Raw genomic sequence first — 17,276 nt, forward strand, 5'->3', positions numbered from 1 at the left:
ATGAAAAAAGTATTAATTATAGTATTTGTTTTAACTGCTCAAGTAACATTTTCCCAAGTCACTAGGAATTTAGGAGACTTTAATGAAATTGAAGTTTTTGACAAACTAAGCGTAAAGCTGATACCAGCCTCAGAAAACAAAGCAGTTATAACTGGAAATAGGGAAAACGAAGTGGAGTTAGTAAATAACAACGGGGAGCTAAAATTAAGAATGCCTTTTCCAAAATTGTTATCAGGAGATGATATTTCTATTAATTTGTATTTTAAAAATATTGATGGAATATCAGCCAGTGAAGGATCTTATGTTTCAAGTGAGTCTGTCTTTAAACAAACTATCATGGATTTGAATGCTAGGGAAGGAGCCGAGATAAATATAAAATTAGATGCAGAAAAAGTAAATATTAAAGCAGTTACTGGAGGAATCATAGGTTTATCTGGCGAAGTAATAAATCAAGACGCAACAATTATGTCAGGTGGAGTTTTAAACTCAAGGAATTTAAGTACTTCACAGACGTCAATAAACGTCTATGCGGGCGGAAATGCGGAAATCAATGCAAGTACATTAGTGGATGCAAAAGTAAAAGCAGGAGGCTCTGTTTACATCTATGGTAAACCACAACAGATTAATAAAGAAACTCTCTTTGGAGGAAAAATTATAGAGAAGGAATAATTAAGTTTTATTCTAAACAAATTTTAATTTTTAATGATAAACGACATTTTATTAGGTATTCCTTGGGGAATCTTCTTGAGTTTTATGGTCGGCCCCGTTTTTTTTATATTACTTGAAACAAGTATTATCAAAGGGTTTAGAGCAGCTATAGTATTTGATATGGGTGTTGTATTGGGAGATATTGTTTTTATTGGTATTGCGTATTTGGGAAGTTATAGATTAATTCAAAGTTTAAAAGATAAACCGGCGCTTTTTATTTTTGGTGGAATCTTGATGTTAGCTTATGGATTAATTTCTTTTATAAGTTTAAGAAAAGAAAAGAAGATAGATACAAAGCAAATAGATAGCGAAATTATTAGAAAAAACTATTTCAGTCTGTTCATTAAAGGTTTTTTCTTAAATATTATTAATATAGGTGTTTTGGGATTTTGGTTAGCAATCATTATCTCAATCGGTCCAAAATTAGAAATGGAGACATCTAGAATGATGACTTTTTTCAGTGCCGTAATCATCAGTTATCTACTTGTCGATTGTTTCAAAATCTTACTTGCTAAACAATTGAAATCAAAAATGACTCCCTTAAATATACTTAAAATTAAAAAAGGTATCAGTGTAGTATTAATGATTTTTGGTGTGGTTTTAATAACACAAGGATGGTTTCCTAAAGAAAAAGAAATGGTAAAAAAGGCCTTTCAAAATATAGAAAAGCAAAATTAGTTTTGTTTTAAAAGTAGATTAAAGCCGCTCAATTTGAGTGGTTTTTTTATGTTTAATAACTCAGTTTAAAGAAATAATTTTAATGTATAAATGCTAGATTTTAAATCTACGTTTGTACTAAATGTTATAAATACAATCCATATAAAATAAGGGAAGAGTACTTTAAAGGTTTTAAGTTCAACGGTCTGATTTTAATGTACTCTTTATTAGGCTTTAGTTAAAGATTAGACATAGAAACAGAGATAGTTTTGTGTAAACGTTTTAAGTTTGCGTTTGGATGTAAACTTGTATTTTGTTTAATTTTTCTCAAAAATTTAACAAAAAAACCTTCAAAGTAATTTGAAATTTTTAGAGTTATCGTCTGGATTAGAACATGTGCTTTATTTAATTTTCCTCAAAAATTTTACATAAAAAAAACCTTCAAAGTAATTTGAAGGTTTTAGAGTCATCGTCTGGATTAGAACATGTACTTTATTTAATTTTTCTCAAAAATTTGATATAAAAAAAACCTTCAAAGTAATTTGAAGGTTTTAGAGGCATCGTCCGGATTCGAACCGGAGTAGGAGCTTTTGCAGAGCCCAGCCTAGCCACTCGGCCACGACGCCATTGCTGAATGGATGGCAAAAGTACTTAAAAAGTTTAGAGTTTAAAAGTTTAAGTTTAGAAAATTTTAAAAAAATATTCGATGCTGTCGAACTTAATATTTTCGTCTACCTTATTTTTTTAAGATTTAACTTCTATATTCTTCTAGTTCAACGGTAACCGCTTCAACATCACCACCAATGGGAGGGTTTAGTTTAGAAACAGCCAAAAGTATTCTGGAGACTTCTGGAATTTCACTGAATACTCTGGTGATTATCCTTTGTGCTACATGTTCTAATAAATTGGAACGTATTGCCATTTCTTCTACTACAATTGAATTCAATAGCACATAATCTACAGTGTCCTCCAAGTTATCAGACATACAGGATTTTCTTAAATCGGTCTTTATTTCGAGATCTACTGAGTAATCGGAACCAATTTTCCCTTCCTCGATCAGACAACCATGATAAGAATATGTTCGGATTTTATTTAATTTTATAGTGCCCATTTTACTGTATTTATTAGTTTTATTGTTCGTTTATTGTATAAAAGTACGAATATTTTCTTTTTTGATTAGCAATACAGAAGAAACAACTTACCGATTAATTGTTTACGGAACATTTTTGATAACTTTGCTTTTTTAATAAAACAACATGTCTACAGAAGAAAGATCACTACATTTCATAGAGCAAATAATAGAAGAAAATTTAGCCAATGGCTTTCCAAAAGATAAATTACGGTTTCGTTTTCCACCTGAGCCTAACGGTTATTTGCATATAGGTCATGCTAAATCAATTTGTTTGAATTTTGGTTTAGGATTGAAGTATAATGCGCCAGTCAACCTACGTTTTGATGACACTAATCCGGCGAAAGAGGAGCAGGAATATGTGGATGCAATCAAAGAGGATTTACTTTGGTTAGGTTTTAATTGGTCAGAAGAGTTGTATTCTTCTGATTATTTTCAGCAGCTATATGATTGGGCAGTGGCTATGATTAAAAATGGAAAAGCATACGTAGACAGCCAATCTTCTGAAGACGTGGCCACACAAAAAGGAAGTCCAACGCAAGCTGGTATAGACGGTCCTTATAGAAATCGTTCTATTGATGAAAATATTGCTTTATTTGAAGGAATGAAAAATGGTGATTTTCCGGAAGGGAGTCACGTACTACGTGCTAAAATTGATATGAAATCAACTAATATGTTGATGCGTGATCCTTTGATGTATCGTATTTTGCACCGTCATCATCACAGGACAGGAAACGATTGGAATATATATCCTATGTATGATTATGCGCACGGCGAGAGCGATTACATGGAGCAAATTTCGCATTCTATATGTACACTCGAGTTTGTGATGCACCGTGAGTTGTATAATTGGTTCTTAGACCAGATTTATGACGAGCAGAAGGTGAGACCACATCAATATGAATTTGCGCGCTTGAATCTGAATTATACTGTAATGAGTAAGCGTAAGCTTTTACAACTTGTTCAGGAAAACATTGTTAATGGTTGGGACGATCCGAGGATGCCTACCATTTCTGGTTTGAGACGACGTGGGTATACGCCTATCTCGATTCGAAAGTTTTGTGATATTATAGGTGTGGCTAAACGTGAAAACGTAATTGATGTTTCACTTTTGGAATTTTGCTTACGCGAAGATTTGAATAAAACTGCGCCTAGGGTAATGGCGGTTTTAGATCCAGTTAAGGTGGTCATTACCAATTATCCTGAGGGAAAAGTAGAATGGTTAGAGGCGGAGAATAATCAAGAAGATGCTACTGCCGGGTTTAGACAAGTTCCTTTTTCAGCTGAATTGTACATAGAAAGGGAAGACTTCTTAGAGGTAGCACCACCAAAGTTTTTTAGATTAAGTATAGGAAACGAGGTTCGACTTAAAAATGGATATATCATCAAGGGAGAAGATGTAGTAAAAGACATTGACGGAAACATTATAGAAATACATGTGACTTATGACGAAGACAGTCAAAGCGGCAGTGGGAGTGAAGCTTCTCAAAGAAAAGTTGCGGGCACTTTGCATTGGGTTTCAGTGCAACATGCTATTGAGGCAGAAGTTCGTCTTTATGATCGTTTGTTCACAGATGAAGCTCCAGACAGCCACAAAGAGAAGAACTTCCTTGAATTTAAGAATGCAGACTCTCTTACAATTGTAAAAGGATATTTAGAGCCGAGCTTGCTTAATGCTAATTCTGGAGATAAATTTCAATTTCAACGCCTTGGTTATTTCAATGTAGATAAGGACAGTAAAGAAGGGACATTAGTTTTTAATAAAACGGTGGGACTGAAAGATGCTTGGGAAGAGAAAGGTAAAAAAGAGGCTAATTTATTGATGAACACCCAAAAGGAAATTAATAAATATGTTAAGGAGAAAGATGCGAGTAATTCTGATCTGTTATTAAAAAATATAGTTGCCAGCATAAAAAGTATTGACAATTACAGTTTGGTAAATCAAACAGTGGTTAAGAATGTAAAAAATGATAATAATTCATTGCTATTTGCTAATTTGATTTTGGCAAATTCAGATAAAGTTCAGACTAAAGACATTGAATCAGATATATTAATAAAACTATATTCCATGTCATTAAAAAGTCAATTGGCTGCGGTGCGGATTTTAGCCATCGAGAATTTAATAAAAGACAGTATTAATTTTGAGAACTTTAAAAACCAACTTTCGGAATTAAAAACCAACGAAAAGAATGAAAATATTTTAGATTTATTAAGTTCTTTAAATATTTAGTTCCTTGTTTTACCCCATAGATTTTAAGAATAATAGAAACGCCCTTTTCGGGCGTTTTCTTATTATTACAATATACTATTGATTTTTAATTCTAAATAAAATTTAGTTATTAAATATGACTTTTATATAGCCACTCTAACAGTCTTTTATTTTTTTTTAGTTAAATGGTATGGTTCTTGGGCATTTGTACTCGCAATTAGCCTTGTTTTAAGCAGGATGTTCATCAGACATTACTTTAACGGCTTATTAACAATACCATGTTAATAAAAATTGTATTTTTAATTTATTAATAACTAAAACTGAATATCATGTCAAATAATGCAGGAAATACTTTAATAGCCCTAGTTGGTGGAATAGCAATAGGTGCAGGAATAGGAATTTTATTTGCTCCAGCCAAAGGAGAAAAAACTAGAGAAAAATTAAAAGATGGATATAATGATGCTAAAAAAGAATTGGATCACAAATATGAAGGCTTAACATCTGATATGAAAAAAAAGCTGTCCGCTGCCAAATTAGATTTAGAAGAAACGTATGTAGATATTCTTTCTGATATGAGCCTTAAAAAAGATGATGTTATTTCTTTTCTTGAAACTAAGCTGAAAGAGTTAAAAGAACAAAACAGCATTCTTCAAAAATAAAAGAAGTAGAATTTTAAAAAATTTAAAATATGGCTTTTGAGGAGTTAAAAGAAAATAGCGAATATATCCAAGAACAAGTTCAAGATTATATAGAGAATAATCTTGAATACTATAAATTACGGAGTTTTAAGATGGCGATGAAGTCGACGACTACAATCGTAAAATTCTCATTAATTTCGTTGTGTTTAGTAATGGTTCTTTTGTTTTGTTCATTTGCGCTAGCGTTTGCTATTGGAAGTTATTTAAACAGTTATCCATATGGGTTTTTAATTGTTGGTGGGATATACTTTTTCTTCACAATTGTATTGTTTTTGATAAAAGATAAAATCGTTGAAGGACCAATTTTAGAAAAATTCTCAGAAATATTTTTTAACGACTAAATTATGGGAACAAAAATATACTCATCTTATGCCCAGATTGATAGGGAGCTAGAAATCTTAAAAATTGAAAAAGAAATTAGCTATCAAAAGATTGTTTTTGGTGTTCAAAAAACCAAAGACAGTTTAGCTCCTAAAAACATAGTAAAAGGAATCATTGGTAATTATAGTCCCAATATTCCGGGACCTTACGGCAAAATTATAAGTTTACTAATTCCATTTGTTACAAAATGGATGTTAAAAAAAAGAGGCCGCTAAGCCTCTTTTTTATTGTTATTATATTTCTTCGTCAGTTTCATCGTCATTTAGAGGTTCAATTTCTTTAGCCTCCTTTTTAGCTTGTTTTCTGTTTGTTTTTTTCATCATTTCTCCCACTTGGTTTGATGCACTAAAAGAAGCGACCATATTATTTAGCATTTCGCTTCCTGCTTGAGGCGAATTGGGTAATAAAATCAAATTTGAATTAGTGTCGGCACCTATGGCTTGTAATGTGTCATAATGCTGCGTTACTACAATAAGGGCAGAGGCTTCTTGGGAGTTAATTCCAACTCTGTTTAATACATCTACACTTTCCACCAATCCTCTAGCAATCTCTCTTCTTTGATCTGCAATACCTTGACCTTGTAAACGCTTGCTTTCAGCTTCTGCTTTTGCTTTGGCCACAATTCTAATTCTTGATGCCTCTGCTTCAAATTCAGCTACCGTTTTCTCTCTATCGGCAGCATTGATGCGGTTCATAGCATTTTTAACTTGTATGTCGGGATCAATATCGGTTACTAAAGTATTGATGATTGTATAACCATAAGTTGTCATCGCTTCATTCAGTTCGCTTTTTACGGCAATGGCAATATCATCTTTTCTTTCAAAAACGTCATCGAGTTTCAACTTGGGAACTTCAGCACGAACCACATCAAAGACGTAAGAGGTTATTTGATCGTGAGCGTATTCTAACTTGTAGAAGGCGTCGTAAACTGTATCTTTAATAACCATAAACTGGACAGACACTTTAAGTTTTACAAAGACGTTGTCTTTCGTTTTGGTTTCGATAATGACATCTAGCTGCTGAATTTTCAAATTGACGCGACCCGCAACTCGATCAATTAAAGGAATTTTTAATTGCAATCCAGATTCTCTTACGCTGTGAAACTTACCAAATCGCTCTATTATTACAGAGGTTTGTTGTTTAACAGTAAAAAAAGAGGATAGTAAAATGAAGAAGCCAAAAACAAGAATGATAAGTAATGCAATGTTCATAATTATATATTTTAGTTTAAATTCACTGTTAAATTACAAAAAAACTTTAGGTTTGTGCTCTATTAATATCATAATATGAAAAAGCTATACAGCACTTTCGTTTTACTACTTATCTCATGCACAGTTATTGCCCAATACGGGTATAGAGATTCAAACAGAATAGGAATTAACATAGGTGTAAACCAGCTCAGTTTAAACACAAAAAATTTTCAAACTAAACCGGAATTGGGATGGGATGCCGGATTGTCAATAAGAGGCAATTTTTACGATAATTGGGACATGGTTTACGGTATTCAGTTTAGCGAAAATAATTTTACTGTAGCAACAAAAAGTGGCTTTTCAGCAAATGAGGAGGTAAATATGAAATTGGCGTCGGCGCAAATTTCATTACAATTGAGCTACGTATTTGTTGAAAATGTGTTGAGTATTGAATTTGGTCCAATTATTCAGGTTGGGAGTAAATTAAAATCTGATTATGATAAAGAAAGCAATACAGTTACAGGAACTACTTTGGTTGTCAAGGATATCCAGGACATCTCAAAATTCAACTTCTATCCAGCCGCAGGATTAACTGCTGGGGTAAAACATTTTCGTTTTAATATATCTTATCAGTATGGAATCAATAATATGTTAGGAAACCTGAATTCTAAAAATTTAGGTTATGATTTTAAAGGAAATCCTGGGATTTTAAATGGTAATATAATTCTATACTTATAAAAAAGGCTCCTAAATTTAGGAGCCTTTGTATTTTTATAAACTTGCTATTGCTTTTTCTATTCGTTGAATCGTTTCCTCTTTTCCTATGACTTCAACGATATCAAATAGGTGGGGCCCTTTAGGTGCGCCGACTAAGCTCAAACGGAGCGGTTGCATTACTTTACCCATTCCAATTTCGTTTTTAGTCATCCAGTCTTTTACAATCGTTTCGATATTCACAGAAGTAAAATCAGTTATTTCCTTTACAACAGCTGTCAATTCCTGCATTAATGCAGGTGTTTCTGCTTTCCAGTTTTTTGCCGCTTTAGCATCGTATTCGGTTGGAGCAACAAAAAAGAAATCGCTCAATTCCCAAAATTCAGATACAAAATCGGCTCTTTCTTTGATTAGAGAAACAATTTTTATCAGGATATCATGAGGTACTGTAACTCCTTTTGAAGCAACGATAGGAGCAAAGCTATTAGCCAAATTTACGTCTGTTTGTTTAATCAAATATTGGTGATTGAACCATTTGTTTTTTTCCGGATCAAATTTTGCTCCGGCTTTATGCACCCTGTTAAGGTCAAAAGCTTCTATTAATTGTTCCAAAGTATATAATTCTTTGTCCGTCCCATCGTTCCAGCCTAATAAAGCCAAAAAATTAACAACTGCTTCAGGAAAGAAGCCTTTCTCTCTATAACCAGATGAAATTCCTTCTTCAGTTTTCCATTCTAGTGGGAATACTGGAAAGCCTAGTTTATCCCCATCGCGTTTTGATAATTTTCCGTTGCCAACTGGTTTCAAAATCAATGGCAGGTGAGCAAATTCTGGTGCTTCCCAACCAAAGGCTCTGTATAGTAAAACGTGTAGCGGCATAGAAGGCAGCCATTCTTCCCCACGAATAACATGTGAAGTTTCCATTAGGTGGTCATCGACAATATTAGCCAAGTGATATGTGGGCATGCCATCGCTCTTGAACAAAACTTTATCGTCCAATAGATTAGTGTCAAATTTCACCTCACCACGTATGATATCTTGTAAGTGCAAGGTTTCGTCTACAGGAGTTTTGAAACGGATTACATAATGTTCTCCATTGGCAATTCGTGCAGCCGTTTCTTCTTTAGAAAAAACCAAAGAAGTATCTAGTTTCTCTCTGTTTGTATGGTTATATATGAATGTTTTTCCCTGTTCTTCTTCAGATTTTCTAAAAGCATCTAAAGCTTCTGGAGTATCAAAAGCATAATATGCCCAATCTGAAGTGATTAACTGATCAGCATATTCTTTATACAAATGCTTTCGTTCGCTTTGACGATAAGGGGCAAATTTTTCGTTTTTGCCAATAGTTTCGTCTGGGGCAATTCCCAACCATTCCAGCGCTTCGATTATGTATTCTTCAGCTCCGGGCACATAACGGTTCTGGTCGGTATCTTCAATTCTAAGAAAGAAAGTTCCACCATTTTTTTTGGCAAACAAATAATTAAATAATGCGGTACGGACACCGCCAATATGTAAAGGTCCGGTAGGACTTGGTGCAAAACGCACTCGAACTTGCTTCGACATTTTTTATAAATTTTGGTTCAAAGATACAAATCCAAGGCTAAACGGATTATTCGAAAAGGGGATTATTTCACATTGGTTAAATTGCGCTTCTTTTAACTTTTCTTTAAACATATAAATTGCTACATTTATTGGTTAAATAAAGTCATATAAAATAGTGCAAGCAGCAAATATTATTTATTTAAAGTTAGAAGCTTTTATCAGAAAATTTTATGTCAATGAATTGATACGAGGAATTGTATTCTTTATTGGTTTGGGGTTGTTGTATTTTTTATTCACTCTTTTCATAGAATATTTTCTTTGGCTGAAGCCAATGGGACGTACATTATTGTTTTCGATATTTGTGATAGTGGAGGTTTTTCTTCTGTTTCGTTTTGTTCTGTTTCCGCTGTTTAAATTGGTTAAGATGCAGAAAGGTATAGATTATGATCAGGCCTCGATAATTATTGGAAAGCACTTTGGAGATGTCAATGACACGTTGACTAATTTTCTTCAGCTTGCAGACGCTGGTGGTAATCAAAATAAATCGGAATTGTTACTGGCGTCGATAGATCAAAAAGCAAATGCATTGAAGCCAATCCCTTTTAGTAATGCCATTGATTTTAGATACAACAAAAAGTATTTGCCATTAGCCTTGGTTCCGATTTTGTCTTTTTCCGTTTTTTATTTAACTGGGAATAATGAAATAATATCTCAGAGTTTAAATAGAGTAGTCCATTTTAATATTAGTTTCTTTGAGCCGGCGCCTTTCAAATTTATAGTGCTCAACCCCAATTTGGAAACAGAGCAAAACAAGGATTTCATTTTAAAAATCAAAACGGTCGGTAAAGTTGTTCCTGAAAACGTGATGATATTTATTGATAATGAAAGTTATTTTTTAGAAAACAGAGCTCAAGGGGAATTTCAGTTTAAAATGGTAAAGCCTAGTAATAACCTTTCCTTTCACTTAGAGGCGAATGCAGTTTCCTCTAAAGATTACGAATTAAAAGTGGTTGATGTTCCTTCGATTTCTAACTTCAAAATGGAGCTGTATTTTCCTTCTTATTTAGCTAGAAAGCCAGAGTCTGTAAATGGGACGGGGAACGCAGTTATTCCTGAAGGCACCCTAGTCAGTTGGAAGATGGACACTTATGCGACACAAAAGGTGGAGTGGATGTCGGAAAAATTAGTTTCTGTTTTTGAAAAAGCTGGAAACGGATTTACCTTAGCCAAGAATATATCTCAAAATACAGATTATCAAATTGTTACATCAAATAATAGCGTAGCGGACTATGAAAAGTTGAGTTATCAATTGACAGTAATTAAGGATCAGTTTCCTTCTATTCAGGTAAATAATGCTCCAGACAGTATAAAAGTTGATAAGAATTATCTTTTAGGTCAGGTTTCAGATGATTATGGGGTTTCTAAGTTACAGGTTGTTTATTACCCTAGTAACAAACCGGAATTGTCCAAACGCGGAGCAATAGGCGTGAAGCGTTCTACTTTTCAGCAGTTTGTTTTTGCCTTTCCTGGAACGCTATCCGTGGAACCGGGAGTTTCCTATGAGTATTATTTTGAGGTTTTTGACAATGATGCAATTCACAATAACAAGAGCACTAGGTCTTCAGTATTCTCTGATCGAATTGCAACTAATGAAGAAAAGCAGGACGAAATGTTACTGCAGCAAAATGAGAATATTAATAGCTTGCTAAAGTCTTTGAAAAGACAAGATAAGCAAATAGCCGATATTGAGAAACTACAAAAATCTGGTAAGGAGAAAAATCAATTTGAATTTAAAGAGCAGCAGAACGTGAAAGATTTTATCCAACAACAAAAAAAGCAGGATGAAATGATGAAAGAGTTTACGGAGAAAATGAATAAAAATTTAGATGAATTTAAATCTGTGCCAAAAGATGAATTCAAAGAAGAGCTTAAAAAGCGCTTAGAAAATGCAAATAAAGATTTAGAGAAGAATCAGAAACTTTTGGAAGAATTAAAGGAACTAAATGACAAAATAAAGAATGTAGATTTGTTGAACAAATTGGAGCGGTTTAAGCAGAATAGTAAAAACCAAATCAAGAATTTGGCACAACTTGTTGAGCTAACCAAAAAGTATTATGTGGAGAAGAAAGCGGGGCAATTAGCAGATAAGTTGGACAAACTTTCGCAGAAGCAAGACAAGTTATCGGATAACGAAAAAGAAAACTCTATCGAAAAGCAAAAGGAGATAGGTGCTGATTTTGAGAAATTGAAAGAAGAGTTAAGGTCGCTCGAAAAAGAGAACAAGGAACTCAAATCGCCAATGGATCTCCCCAAAGACGTTGCCGAAGAAAAAAGCATCAGTGAGGACTTGAAGAAAGCTTCAGACGAACTTCAGCGAGACAATAAACCAAGTGCTAAACAGAAACAAAAGTCGGCCGCTAAGAAGATGAAATCCATGTCGATGAAAATGAAGCAAAGTATGGAGGGAAGTGAGAAAGAGCAAATGGAAGAGGACATTAAAATGCTGCGACAAGTGCTCGATAATCTTTTGGCTTTTTCCTTAACCCAAGAGGATGTCATGTCGCAATTTAAAGACATTAGTAGGGGATCGCCGGCGTTTAATAAAAACATAAAATTGCAGCAGGACTTAAAACAGCAATTTAAACACGTCGACGATAGTTTGTTTGCACTTTCTTTGCGCAACCCAACAATTGCTGAAGACGTCACTAAAGAGATAGGTAATGTTCATTACAATATTGACAAGTCACTGGAAAGTCTGTCAGATGCACAAATACCCAAGGGTGTGTCTTACCAACAGTATATCGTAGCAGCAGCCAATAAACTAGGAGATTTTTTGAGTGAATTGCTGAGTAATATGCAGAGTTCACTATCGGGTATGGGATCCGGAAAGCCGAAACCCGGAAGCGGTGAGGGAATGCAGTTGCCTGATATTATAAAAAAACAGCAAGGTTTAGGAGATAAGATAAAAGAGGGAGTCGAGAAAGGGGACAAGCCTGGTAATGGCGAGAAAGGCCAAAACGGAGAGGGTCGTAAAACCGGTAAAGGGGATTTGCAAGGGGGTGAGGATGGAGAAGGAGATGCTCAAGCTATAATGGAAATTTATAAGGAACAAAATCAGCTTCGCGAAGCCCTAGAGAATGAGTTGAAGAAACAGGGTGTGGGTGGCAATGGCGCTAATGCATTGGAACAAATGAAACAACTTGAAAAACAATTGTTGAACAAAGGTTTTAAAAACGAAACGCTTCAAAAAGTACTCAACATTAAACAAGAATTATTGAAATTGGAGACGGCTTTGCAACAACAGGGTGAGGAAAGTAAGAGGCAGTCTGAAGCGAATAGGAAAGAGTTTGACAATCAATCTAAAGTGTTGCCAGATGCTTTGTTAGATTATTTGAATAGCATTGAAATATTAAACAGACAATCATTACCTTTGCGCTTAAATTATAACCTTAAGGTTAAAGAATATTTTAATAAAAATGATCAATTTTAATTACGAAAGCGAGTTTACTTTGGACAATGAGGAGGCATTATCTGTTTGGATTGCTGAGGTGATTGAGTCTGAAAAAAAGAATGAAGGAGAGATAAACTATATTTTCTGTGACGATGAATATCTACACAAAATCAATCTTGAATATTTGAGCCATGATAATTTGACAGACGTAATCAGTTTTGATTACACTATGGGAAATGAAATCAGTGGCGATATTTTTATTTCTGTAGAACGTGTTCAGGATAACGCAAGTGATTTCAAGGTCTCTTTTGAAACCGAATTGATGCGAGTCATGGTTCATGGCGTCTTGCATTATTGTGGATACAAAGATAAGGGTGAGGAGAACCAGCTCGTAATGCGTTCCAAGGAAGACGAAAAATTGGCCTTGTTCCACGTGGAACAGTAAGGAGCAATTTCGTTTTTGGGAATGAATGTTTCACGTGGAACGTTTTGATACAAATAGAATATCCCAACGAAGTCTTACAAAGACTTAAATTAAACTTAGATTTGGATAACGGAAATTCTTTCCGACTTCTGAATTTCATTCCTGACAATCAGGAACAAAATTATAGAGAAAAATGTTTCAAGAAGAATATGATGTAATTGTTGTTGGTGCTGGTCACGCGGGTTCTGAAGCCGCTGCCGCTGCCGCTAATTTGGGTTCAAAAACCTTATTGGTTACAATGAGCCTGCAAAATATCGCGCAAATGTCATGCAACCCAGCCATGGGAGGTATTGCCAAAGGACAAATTGTTCGCGAGATAGACGCCTTAGGTGGCTATTCTGGAATTGTATCAGATAGGACTGCTATCCAATTTAAGATGCTGAACAAATCTAAGGGGCCTGCAATGTGGTCGCCGAGGGTTCAGAGCGATCGTATGCGTTTTGCCGAAGAGTGGCGTATGATGTTGGAGGGAACTCCTAATTTGGATTTTTACCAAGAAATGGCTCAAGGGTTAATTATTGAAGGTGGAAAAGTCAAGGGGATTCGCACCTCTCTGGGAATCGAAATTAAGGCAAAATCAGTTGTTTTAACCAATGGCACTTTCCTTAACGGAAAAATTCACATAGGTGAAAAACAATTCGGCGGAGGTAGAGCTGGAGAAAGTGCTGCTTACGGAATTACCGATGATCTAATTAATGCGGGATTTGAAGCGGGTAGGATGAAGACTGGAACTCCTCCAAGAGTGGATGGGCGTTCTTTGGATTTCTCGAAAATGAACGAAGAAAAAGGAGATGCTAAGCCAGATAAGTTTTCTTATTCTGATTTAACGACACCCTTGGTTCATCAGAGATCTTGCCATATGACTTATACTTCTTTGGACGTTCACGATATTTTGAGAGAGGGTTTTGACCGCTCCCCAATGTTTAATGGGCGGATTAAAAGTGTGGGTCCAAGATATTGCCCATCTATTGAAGATAAAATAAATCGTTTTGCAGACAAAGAGAGACATCAATTGTTTATCGAACCAGAAGGTTGGAAAACTTGTGAGGTATATGTAAATGGTTTTTCCACATCGCTTCCTGCAGACATACAGTATAAGGCTATGAAATCAATAGCTGGATTTAAAGATGTGAAGTTCTTTCGTGCAGGTTATGCAATCGAATACGATTATTTCCCGCCTACACAGTTGAAACATACTTTGGAAACAAAACTAGTTGAAGGACTCTATTTTGCTGGGCAGATAAACGGTACCACAGGATATGAAGAAGCGGCTTGCCAAGGATTGATGGCGGGTATTAATGCGCACTTAAAGGTCCATGAAAAAGCGCCGTTAATCTTAAAAAGAGACGAGGCTTATATCGGGGTTTTAATAGACGACTTAATTACCAAAGGAACTGAAGAACCTTATAGGATGTTTACCTCTCGGGCAGAATATAGAACGTTATTGCGTCAAGACAACGCTGATTTTAGGTTAACGCCTATGGGTTACGAAATCGGTTTGGCTTCTGAGATGCGTTTGCGTCGTATGGAGCATAAGCTTAAGGAATCTGAAAAAATGGTTTCGTTTTTTAGAGAAACTAGTGTTTCAGTTGCAGAGGCGAATCCAATATTGGAATCGAAAGACACCGCACTGATCTCACAAGGTGATAAGTTATTTAAGGTGTTTTCTCGTCCGCAAATTGCTATGGAAGATGTCATGAAGTTCGAGAAGGTGAAAACGTATGTCGAAGAAAATGAGGTAGACCAGGAAATTTTAGAGCAAGCTGAAATCCAAGTTAAGTATTCTGGTTATATTGAAAAGGAACGAAATAATGCGGATAAGTTAACACGACTAGAAGACGTTAAAATTCCGGAGGATTTTGATTACTATAAAATAAAATCGATGTCGATTGAAGCCAAACAGAAATTGAGCAAAATTAGACCGGTAACTATTTCGCAAGCTTCGCGGATAAGCGGAGTGTCCCCAAGCGACGTTTCGGTGCTTTTGATATTCATGGGTAGATAGTTCAGTATTCAGTTTATTTTGATCATTATAATTTGCAAAGTGAAGTCATTGTAATTACCAATATAAAGTCTAATATCAATTTGTTCCACGTGAAACTATCTCCAAAAGCCTTGCCACCGGAGAACAACTTTGGAACAGAAATAAAATAAAGCCCTGAAAATGTTTTGAATGTTTTCGGGGTTTGATGCGAAAAAATATAACACACATATAATTTAATTGATGGACATTTCAAATAAAAAACATTTCCTTACTGTAAAAGATCATTCTGTTTCTAAAGAAATATTTGATTTGTACCATGACCAAACAATGGATCTGTTGATAACCTATCCACAACCCAGTTTAGAGAATTTGGGTAAGTATTACGAAAGTGTAGATTACATTTCGCATACGGACAGCAAAAGATCCTTGTTCGAAAAGGCGTACCACTTTGTAAAAAGCATAGCCTTAAAAAACAAATTGAATCTGATTAATTCACTTCAGCCTGGTAAAGGAAGGATTTTGGATATTGGCGCCGGAACTGGTGATTTTTTATCTGTAGCAAAACAAAACGGTTGGCAGACAATAGGGTTAGAGCCAAATGATAAAGCAAAAGCAATAGCCTTAAAAAAAGAAGTTTCATTTGTCGAAGATACATCTGAATTAGAAGACCGCTCTTTTGACGTGATTACCATGTGGCATGTTTTGGAACATGTTCCCGATTTGGACAGTCAGATAAAAGAATTAAAGCGATTACTAAAACCAAATGGTTCGTTGATCGTAGCTGTTCCAAATTTTAAATCTTTTGATGCAAAACATTATGGAGCTTTTTGGGCAGCTTATGATGTGCCGATTCATTTTTGGCATTTTTCTAAAAAAGCAGTAAAAATGCTTTTCGAAAAAGAGGAGATGGAATTGGAGAAAGTGCTTCCAATGAAATTTGACTCTTTTTATGTTAGCTTGCTTTCGGAAAAATACAAATTCGGAAAAATGAATTTTGTAAGAGCATTTTTAATAGGCTTGCAGTCAAACTTGAAAGCAAAACGCAATTTTGAATATTCATCGCACATTTATGTACTGAAAAACAAGTAAAATCGATTTTAAAGCTCTTTTAAGAAACGTTTTTTGCACCAAACATCTGTTGTGTATACGTTTTTGAGAAGCGAGCTTATTTAAACGATAATAAAGCCATTTTTTATAACCTAAAATTATGCTTTGGGCATTTTTAATAGTAAAATCTAATAGTATAAAAAATTGGTAATTTTTAAACTTTATGAGGATACTACCTATTTTTTTATATTTTTGTCTTAAACACTTTAAATTACAAATAAACCAAAATGAAAAAAGTATTATTAATTATCGCAATTTCTATTTCTGTTGTTGCATGTAACAAAACCGGAGAAGTTAAAGAAGTAAAAACCGCTTACGTAGATACTTCGGTATTAATGAAGGAGTATACAGAAGCTAAAGATCTTGAAGCAAAATACAAAGCGCAGTCTGAAGAAAAGGGAAGCCAACTAGAAGCAGAGATCAATCGCTTCAAACAAGATGCTGCAAACTTTCAAAGTCAAGCACAAGCAAACGGTCAAGAATGGGCTCAGAAAAAAGGAGCAGAATTACAGAAAAGAGAGCAGCAGTTGAGCTATGCGCAACAAGCTTTGTCGCAACAACTGCAACAAGAAAGCGGAACTGAAATGGACACTTTAGTAAGCGGCGTAAAAAAGTTCATCAAAGCGTACGGTAAAGAAAAAGGATATGCTTATATCTATGGTACTGGAGATGCGGCCTCGGTTTTATATGCAGAAGAAAAATATGACATTACAAAAGATATTGTGAAAGCTCTAAACGAAAAGTACAAAGCTGCTGCCAAAACAGAAGATAAAGGGGAAGAAAAAACAGAAGCTAAAACGGAAGAGAAAAAATAATCTTTCCTTTTTTATAATTATACAAATGCCTTTATTCTTGTTTGAGAATAAAGGCATTGCTTTTTTGAGTCTCTTTATAGTTTGGATTATTGGTTTTATATTTTAAGCTGATATTGTTTTTTGGACTATAAAAAAGTTACTTTTACTATGCTGTAATTGAGCCCATATTTGTGGGAGAGTGAAGGCAGTCCAAATGTTATTTCTACT

The 17,276-nt window shown here is 34.7% G+C and carries 15 protein-coding genes and 1 tRNA gene; 12 read left to right on the forward strand and 4 right to left on the reverse strand.

Annotation, left to right across the window (positions count from 1 at the left end; all coding sequences use genetic code 11):
- Together ACEN2H_RS02035 and ACEN2H_RS02040 are read left to right on the forward strand one after the other, a co-directional pair.
- Positions 1-669, forward strand: coding sequence for a head GIN domain-containing protein (locus tag ACEN2H_RS02035; RefSeq protein ID WP_441729905.1), 669 nt, complete (start codon positions 1-3; stop codon positions 667-669).
- Between the two features lie 33 nt (positions 670-702).
- On the forward strand, positions 703-1,386 hold the full coding sequence (locus ACEN2H_RS02040; protein ID WP_441729907.1) for a LysE family translocator: 684 nt from the start codon (positions 703-705) through the stop codon (positions 1,384-1,386).
- 534 nt (positions 1,387-1,920) lie between these two features.
- On the opposite strand, the gene ACEN2H_RS02045 is transcribed toward ACEN2H_RS02040, so the two are convergent.
- Positions 1,921-1,991: transfer RNA gene (locus ACEN2H_RS02045), tRNA-Cys, on the reverse strand.
- A gap of 125 nt (positions 1,992-2,116) precedes the next feature.
- Positions 2,117-2,476, reverse strand: coding sequence for a dihydroneopterin aldolase (gene folB / locus ACEN2H_RS02050; protein ID WP_441729909.1), 360 nt, complete (start codon positions 2,474-2,476; stop codon positions 2,117-2,119).
- Positions 2,477-2,621: 145 nt separating this feature from the next.
- Between folB and ACEN2H_RS02055 the strand changes: the two genes are divergently transcribed.
- The 4 genes from ACEN2H_RS02055 (at position 2,622) to ACEN2H_RS02070 (ending at position 5,997) form a co-directional block, all read left to right on the forward strand.
- Positions 2,622-4,724, forward strand: a complete 2,103-nt coding sequence (locus tag ACEN2H_RS02055; RefSeq protein ID WP_441729911.1) for a glutamine--tRNA ligase/YqeY domain fusion protein — start codon at positions 2,622-2,624, stop codon at positions 4,722-4,724.
- Positions 4,725-5,032: 308 nt separating this feature from the next.
- The gene (locus ACEN2H_RS02060; RefSeq protein WP_441729913.1) at positions 5,033-5,362 is read left to right on the forward strand and encodes a YtxH domain-containing protein; all 330 of its coding nucleotides are present in this window, start codon (positions 5,033-5,035) and stop codon (positions 5,360-5,362) included.
- A gap of 29 nt (positions 5,363-5,391) precedes the next feature.
- Positions 5,392-5,742: a competence protein gene (locus ACEN2H_RS02065; protein ID WP_441729915.1), complete on the forward strand. Its 351-nt coding sequence runs from the start codon at positions 5,392-5,394 to the stop codon at positions 5,740-5,742.
- Between the two features lie 3 nt (positions 5,743-5,745).
- On the forward strand, positions 5,746-5,997 hold the full coding sequence (locus tag ACEN2H_RS02070; protein WP_441729917.1) for a DUF6327 family protein: 252 nt from the start codon (positions 5,746-5,748) through the stop codon (positions 5,995-5,997).
- An 18-nt stretch (positions 5,998-6,015) separates the two neighbouring features.
- Here the strand turns inward: ACEN2H_RS02070 and ACEN2H_RS02075 are convergent, their stop codons facing one another.
- The gene (locus tag ACEN2H_RS02075; RefSeq protein ID WP_441729919.1) at positions 6,016-6,993 is read right to left on the reverse strand and encodes an SPFH domain-containing protein; all 978 of its coding nucleotides are present in this window, start codon (positions 6,991-6,993) and stop codon (positions 6,016-6,018) included.
- 75 nt (positions 6,994-7,068) lie between these two features.
- Here ACEN2H_RS02075 and ACEN2H_RS02080 point away from each other — a divergent pair, with 75 nt between their 5' ends.
- Positions 7,069-7,710 (forward strand): outer membrane beta-barrel protein, encoded by a 642-nt coding sequence (locus tag ACEN2H_RS02080; protein WP_441729921.1) that lies wholly within the window; start codon positions 7,069-7,071, stop codon positions 7,708-7,710.
- A gap of 33 nt (positions 7,711-7,743) precedes the next feature.
- On the opposite strand, the gene gltX is transcribed toward ACEN2H_RS02080, so the two are convergent.
- Positions 7,744-9,249: a glutamate--tRNA ligase gene (gene gltX / locus ACEN2H_RS02085; RefSeq protein WP_441729922.1), complete on the reverse strand. Its 1,506-nt coding sequence runs from the start codon at positions 9,247-9,249 to the stop codon at positions 7,744-7,746.
- Between the two features lie 403 nt (positions 9,250-9,652).
- On the opposite strand from gltX, the gene ACEN2H_RS02090 reads away from it, so the two are divergent.
- The 5 genes from ACEN2H_RS02090 to ACEN2H_RS02110 all read left to right on the forward strand — a co-directional run bounded on the left by ACEN2H_RS02090 (position 9,653) and on the right by ACEN2H_RS02110 (position 17,069).
- On the forward strand, positions 9,653-12,718 hold the full coding sequence (locus ACEN2H_RS02090; protein ID WP_441729924.1) for a hypothetical protein: 3,066 nt from the start codon (positions 9,653-9,655) through the stop codon (positions 12,716-12,718).
- A complete protein-coding gene (ybeY, locus tag ACEN2H_RS02095) occupies positions 12,705-13,124 on the forward strand; it encodes an rRNA maturation RNase YbeY (protein ID WP_441729926.1) in 420 nt (139 codons plus the stop codon). Before ACEN2H_RS02090 ends, ybeY begins: the two co-directional genes overlap by 14 nt.
- 172 nt (positions 13,125-13,296) lie before the next feature.
- A complete protein-coding gene (gene mnmG / locus ACEN2H_RS02100; RefSeq protein ID WP_441729928.1) occupies positions 13,297-15,168 on the forward strand; it encodes a tRNA uridine-5-carboxymethylaminomethyl(34) synthesis enzyme MnmG in 1,872 nt (623 codons plus the stop codon).
- A gap of 219 nt (positions 15,169-15,387) precedes the next feature.
- A complete protein-coding gene (locus ACEN2H_RS02105) occupies positions 15,388-16,236 on the forward strand; it encodes a class I SAM-dependent methyltransferase (RefSeq protein ID WP_441729930.1) in 849 nt (282 codons plus the stop codon).
- Between the two features lie 245 nt (positions 16,237-16,481).
- Complete coding sequence (locus ACEN2H_RS02110; protein WP_441729932.1) at positions 16,482-17,069, forward strand: OmpH family outer membrane protein; 588 nt, start codon at positions 16,482-16,484, stop codon at positions 17,067-17,069.
- The last annotated feature ends 207 nt before the right edge of the window (positions 17,070-17,276 follow it).

Origin of the sequence: Flavobacterium sp. W22_SRS_FP1, from assembly GCF_052113685.1 — a bacterium.
Classification (GTDB): Bacteria; Bacteroidota; Bacteroidia; order Flavobacteriales; family Flavobacteriaceae; genus Flavobacterium.